7 protein-coding genes are annotated in these 4,877 nt (G+C 64.6%); 3 read left to right on the forward strand and 4 right to left on the reverse strand.

What is annotated here, in order from left to right:
* The 4 genes from WBR57_RS12100 to WBR57_RS12115 all read right to left on the reverse strand — a co-directional run.
* The coding region (locus tag WBR57_RS12100; protein WP_424084026.1) for a FecR/PupR family sigma factor regulator at nucleotides 1-343 on the reverse strand (343 nt) is incomplete at its 3' end.
* On the reverse strand, nucleotides 336-839 hold the full coding sequence (locus WBR57_RS12105; RefSeq protein WP_424084027.1) for a sigma-70 family RNA polymerase sigma factor: 504 nt from the start codon (nucleotides 837-839) through the stop codon (nucleotides 336-338). The genes WBR57_RS12100 and WBR57_RS12105, both read right to left, overlap by 8 nt.
* Nucleotides 840-927: 88 nt before the next feature.
* On the reverse strand, nucleotides 928-1,431 hold the full coding sequence (locus tag WBR57_RS12110) for an AAA family ATPase (protein ID WP_424084028.1): 504 nt from the start codon (nucleotides 1,429-1,431) through the stop codon (nucleotides 928-930).
* A 46-nt stretch (nucleotides 1,432-1,477) separates the two neighbouring features.
* A complete protein-coding gene (locus WBR57_RS12115; protein WP_424084029.1) occupies nucleotides 1,478-2,605 on the reverse strand; it encodes a cytochrome P450 in 1,128 nt (375 codons plus the stop codon).
* Nucleotides 2,606-2,679: 74 nt separating this feature from the next.
* Between WBR57_RS12115 and WBR57_RS12120 the strand changes: the two genes are divergently transcribed.
* The 3 genes from WBR57_RS12120 to WBR57_RS12130 all read left to right on the forward strand — a co-directional run.
* Entirely contained in the window at nucleotides 2,680-3,432 is a 753-nt protein-coding gene (locus WBR57_RS12120; RefSeq protein WP_424084030.1) for an ArsR/SmtB family transcription factor, read from the forward strand.
* Nucleotides 3,429-4,241: a diaminopimelate epimerase gene (dapF, locus tag WBR57_RS12125; RefSeq protein WP_424084031.1), complete on the forward strand. Its 813-nt coding sequence runs from the start codon at nucleotides 3,429-3,431 to the stop codon at nucleotides 4,239-4,241. Before WBR57_RS12120 ends, dapF begins: the two co-directional genes overlap by 4 nt.
* A 42-nt stretch (nucleotides 4,242-4,283) precedes the next feature.
* The coding region (locus WBR57_RS12130) for a TPM domain-containing protein (protein ID WP_424084032.1) at nucleotides 4,284-4,877 on the forward strand (594 nt) is incomplete at its 3' end.

Genomic DNA, 4,877 nt, shown 5'->3' on the forward strand with positions numbered 1-4,877 from the left:
GGCGAGCGATGGGGGCTGGCGGTTGTTGTGAAGGGGTCGGCGCCAGTTGCCCGGTCAACTGCCACACCCGTTCGGCCTTGCGATACGCCTTGGCATTCGCCTCGTCGGCGGCACACCAGTTGGCCAACTGCGCACGCAGCGCCGCATCCAGCGGCGCCTGTTGCACACGCATCAGCCAGTCCAGGGCCTCGTCGCGGCGGGTGTTGGCGCAATCCTTGGTGGGCATGACCGGGGCATCTCCGCTGGCAAAAATCGGCGGGCAGGATCCCACGGATTCGCCCTTGACTGCAAAAGACGCAGTGGCGGTGGTTTTTTTCAGAAAGTTGCCGGTGGAATCAGTCATCGTCCGGCTCCAGGCAATCCATGCAATGGCGCAACGCATCGTGCACCAGCTGATGCACCAACGCTGTGGACACCTTCAGTTCAGCCGCGACCTGCTGCAAGGTCAGCCCGCCCAGGCGATGCATTTCAAATGCACGCCGCGTGCGCTCGGGCAATTGCGCCAACGCGCGGGAGATAACCTCCAGCTCATTCTGGCTGCTGACTTCGCGCTCGGGCGAGGCGCTGCTGGAGGGCAATTCGTTGAGCAACTCGTCGCCGCCCGGCTGTACCCGTTCGGTGGCGGTGCGGCGCGTGAGGTCCAACGCCAGGTTGCGCACGATGCGGTACAGGTAGCTCGCCGGGTGGCGGATGTCGACTTGCTCGTCCTGGCCACTGAAACGCAGCCAGGCTTCCTGCACCACATCTTCGGCGCGGGCGCGGCAGCCCACGATGGGCGCGGCATAGTCCAACAGCGCGGCCCGGTGGGTCAGGTAAAGCTGGAGTTTTTCATCCACCAAGGTATTCAGCTGCCTGCACGCGACTGGGAAGTGAGAGGGCGCGGAGTTTAGCTGTAGTTGATAATGGTTATCAACAAGTGTGTTGGGTTTAGCGGGTCGACATCCGTGTGAGGATCATGTCGACCGCCTGCGCCGGCGTGATCCCCGCCGTGTCGAGGGTAAAAACCGGCTCATCCCAGGGCGCGTAGTCGTGCGCCGACACCGATTGCCAGGTGGGCGGCGTCAGGCCGGGGATGTCACCCGAACGGCTTTCGACGCGGCGCCTGTGCGCTTGCCGGTCCGTGCACACCACCTGGACATTGAGCAGCGTCTCGCCTGCCGCTGCGGCAGTGGCCGCCCAGGCTGCCCGGCTTTCACTGACCGGGTTTACGCAGTCGGCAACCACCGTGTGGCCCAGCCGCAGATTGCTCAGCGCCAGTACATTCGCCACGCCGTAGCCGCTGGCGCCGACATTGCCGGCCAGCACGCCGGCGTCGCGAATCGCCTGCTCGATCACGTCGATGCGCAGGTACACCGCACCGATCTGGCGTGCCAGCTCACGGGCGAGGGTGGTCTTGCCGGTGCCGGGCAGGCCGCTGAACACGATAAGCATGGGGGTGGCTCCTGCCGGTTTTTGAATGAAGTGCGGGTGACCGACCTCAGTAGAACTGGGGTATACGACCATTCAGGGAGGGGCGGTAACGCCACGCCAGGGGGCGATCAGCCGAGGCCGTCGGTCGCTGCAACCATGCCAGAATCGCCGCGGCGGCGATAGCCAACGCAAGGTGTTGGCCTGGGCATGCATGCCTGCCCGCACCGAAGCTGAAGGTGCGTCGCCCCGTGCGTTTGAGCAGGAAACTGTCGGGGTCCGGGTTGGCCAGCGGGTCGCGGTTGGCTGAGGCCAAGAGCACCAACACCGTAGCGCCGGCCTCAAGAACGGAGCCGTCGAGGGTGCATCGCTTGGCAACGAATCGCCGGGTGTTTTGCACCGGCGCGTCGTAGCGCGCCACCTCGGCCACCAGGTCTGTGACAAGCGCCGGTGCGGCGCGCAGTTGCTCCATCAATTCGGGCTTGCACTGCAGCGCTATCAGTGTGTTGCCGATCAGGCCAGCCGTGGCCTCGCAGGTCTGTGACAGCAGGCCGATCAGGTTGGCGATCAATGCCGGTTGAGCGTTCCAGGCCGTGGCCTTACACCCTTTCAAAAAGTCGCTGGCATCCTCGCCGTGACGCAACAGCACCTCGAATAATGTGCTCAGTCGAGTAGCGGCGTGATCGGCCTGGCCGAGTTGAATCTCGCCGCTCAAGGGTGAGAGGCAAGCGACGAAATCGCGTGTCAGCGTCGCCGTTTCCTTTAATTGGCTGGAGGGAATGCCGATCAATGTCGCAATCACGCATACCGGTAACCTGAACATCAACTCATCCAGGTTTTCCCATGGGTTGTCCAAATCCTCGAGCAGCCGAGACACGATGTCTGCGATGCCGGTTGTGCCTGCAGCGTTCAACGCCGGTTCGATCGCCCGGCGGGGGCACAGGTGCTGCGGGCCCTCGTTCATGCGCATCAGTTGAGCAAAAATCGTTCCGGCGCTGCCTTGCGCAATCGCAGCAGGAACCGGCTCGTTGACGGGCCGTACTCGGCAGTCGGCGTGCCCCAAGACTGCCTCGACAGCCTTGGCACTGCTCGCAATCCATACACCAGGCACCGGGTCGAATATCAGGCCGTTCTGCTGCCTCAGGCCTGCGTAATAAGGGTAAGGGTCAGCCTGGGTAGCGGCTTCAAACGGCGTCATGGCGCGAGTCCTGTGGGCAAAGAACGGCTACTATCGAACATCCTTCACGCCGACGATTCGCTCAGGAACGAAATATGGAAGTTCAACGCCATGACACCGCCCTTTCACGGGTGGCCGGGGCTATCGCAGAACCTGCAAGGACCAGGATGCTCTGTGCGCTGCTGGATGGCCACGCCCGCACCAGTACTGAATTGGCCGCGATTGCCGAGGTCAGCGCCTCGACCGCAAGCGCACACCTGACACGGCTGAAGGCGGATGGGCTGGTCAGGCTGACCCTGCAAGGCCGGCATCGTTACTACAGCCTGGCGGACGCGCACGTGGCCCAGGCGCTCGAGGCGCTGATGGTGATCAGCCAGAACGTGGGCGCGCAGTATGTGCCAACCACGCCTTCGCGATTGCAGTTCGCGCGTAGCTGTTATGACCATATGGCCGGCACCTTGGCGGTGCAACTGCATGACCATTTCGTGGCGGCTGGCGGGTTGGTGGTGGTGGCTGACGGCGGTGGTTACGAGCTTACGGCGAGCGGCGAAAAAGCCATGGCCGAACTTGGCATCGGGCTGGAGCACGTCCGGGCCCAGCGACGGCGTTTCGCCTGCCCATGCCTGGACTGGAGCGTGCGGCGCCCCCACCTTGCCGGCGCACTCGGCGCGGCGCTTCTACAGGCATTCATCCGCCGCAGATGGCTGATCCAGGACCTCGACAGTCGCGCGCTTGCCTTGACCGCCAGCGGGCGCAAGGCGCTGTCCGACCGATTCGGGATAGACCAGGAACTGCACAGGCCTTCTCGTGCCACAGTCGACAAGATTTCTCAGGACGTTTTTGCATGACCTTGCCCTTCGTAAAAATGCACGCCCACGGCGACGACTTCATCATCATCGACCGCCGTGGCCTCGACGACCCGATCACCGCCGAACTCGCCCGCCACTTGGGCAACCGCCACACCGGCATCGGCTTCAACCAGCTGGCGGTGATCCTCGACTGTGACGACGCCGCCGCGCGCATCAAATTCTGGAACCCCAACGGCACGCGTCTGCAAACCTGCGGCAGCGCCACCCGTGGCGTGGCCGACCGGCTGATGCACGAAACCAACGCCCAGTCGATTGTGCTGCGCACCGACCGCGGCTTGCTGACCTGCGTGCGCGAGGCGGGGCGGCGGGTGTCGGTGAACATGGGCGAGCCTTCCTTGGATTGGGCGGCGGTGCCGCTGGCTGAGGCGCTGGACACTCGCACCTTGCCCATCGACGGCAACCCGGCGGCGTGCAGCATGGGCAACCCGCATTGCACGTTTTTTGTCGACGATATCGCGGCCATCGACGTGGCCGCCGTGGGCCCGGCACTGGAACATCACCCGCTGTTCCCGGCCAAGACCAATGTGCATTTTGTGCAGGTCCTGGACCGCGGGCACATCCGCCTGCGCATCTGGGAGCGCGGCGGCGGTGTGCCGCTGGGGTCGGGGTCGTGCTGTTGCGGGGCGGTGGTCAATGGCATCCGGCGTGGGTTGCTGGACGCCACGGTGCAGGTGCAGTGCGACGGCGGTACGGTCAGCGTGCACTGGGCGGGCGAGGGCGGTGTGGTGCTGACCGGCAGCGTGGAGCCGGTGATGCAGGGCAGCGCCTACGCGTGGGAGCGCCGATAAGGTAAAGTCGGCGCCTTCAGGAAGAAACTTCAGGTAACAAACATGATGCGGTGGTTGCAGCAATCCGTCTTGAGCGTGCTGGTGCTGGTGTCTGCCAGCCTGTTTATCAGCGCCCAGGCCGACACGTCGCCCATCGGCGTGGCCCTCGACCAACGGGTGATCGACCTCACCAACACCCTCGACGCCGGCACCACCACCCGCCTCAAGGAGCAGCTCGCCGCGCTCGAGCAGCGCAAAGGCTCGCAGATCGCCGTACTGCTGGTGCCCAGCACCGGCGGCGTTGGCATCGAGGACTACGCCAACCAGCTGTTCCGCGCCTGGAAACTGGGGCGCAAGGACGTCAACGACGGCATCCTGCTGGTGGTGGCCAAGGACGACCGCAAGGTGCGCATCGAAGTGGGCTACGGGCTCGAAGGCACCGTCACCGACCTGTTGGCCCATCGCATCATCGAAGAACACATCACCCCGGCGTTTCGCCAGGGCGACTATGCCGGTGGTGTGGCCCAGGGCGTGAACGACCTGGTGCTGCTGGTGGACGGCGGCGACCTGCCCAAGGTCGCCGGCCCTGGGGTTAATCCGCAGATCATTGCGGTATTGCTGGCGTTTATCGTCGGCGGCATCGGCGGCGTACTGATG

The sequence above is a fragment of the Pseudomonas sp. genome (genome assembly GCF_049590575.1).
Classification (GTDB): Bacteria; Pseudomonadota; Gammaproteobacteria; order Pseudomonadales; family Pseudomonadaceae; genus Aquipseudomonas.

Excerpts from the sequence above, each read along its gene's own strand:
- WBR57_RS12110 (WP_424084028.1), bottom strand. The coding sequence starts at position 1,431 with ATGCTTATCGTGTTCAGCGGCCTGCCCGGCACCGGCAAGACCACCCTC.
- WBR57_RS12115 (WP_424084029.1), bottom strand. The coding sequence starts at position 2,605 with ATGACGCCGTTTGAAGCCGCTACCCAGGCTGACCCTTACCCTTATTAC.
- WBR57_RS12120 (WP_424084030.1), top strand. The coding sequence starts at position 2,680 with ATGGAAGTTCAACGCCATGACACCGCCCTTTCACGGGTGGCCGGGGCT.
- dapF (WP_424084031.1), top strand. The coding sequence starts at position 3,429 with ATGACCTTGCCCTTCGTAAAAATGCACGCCCACGGCGACGACTTCATC.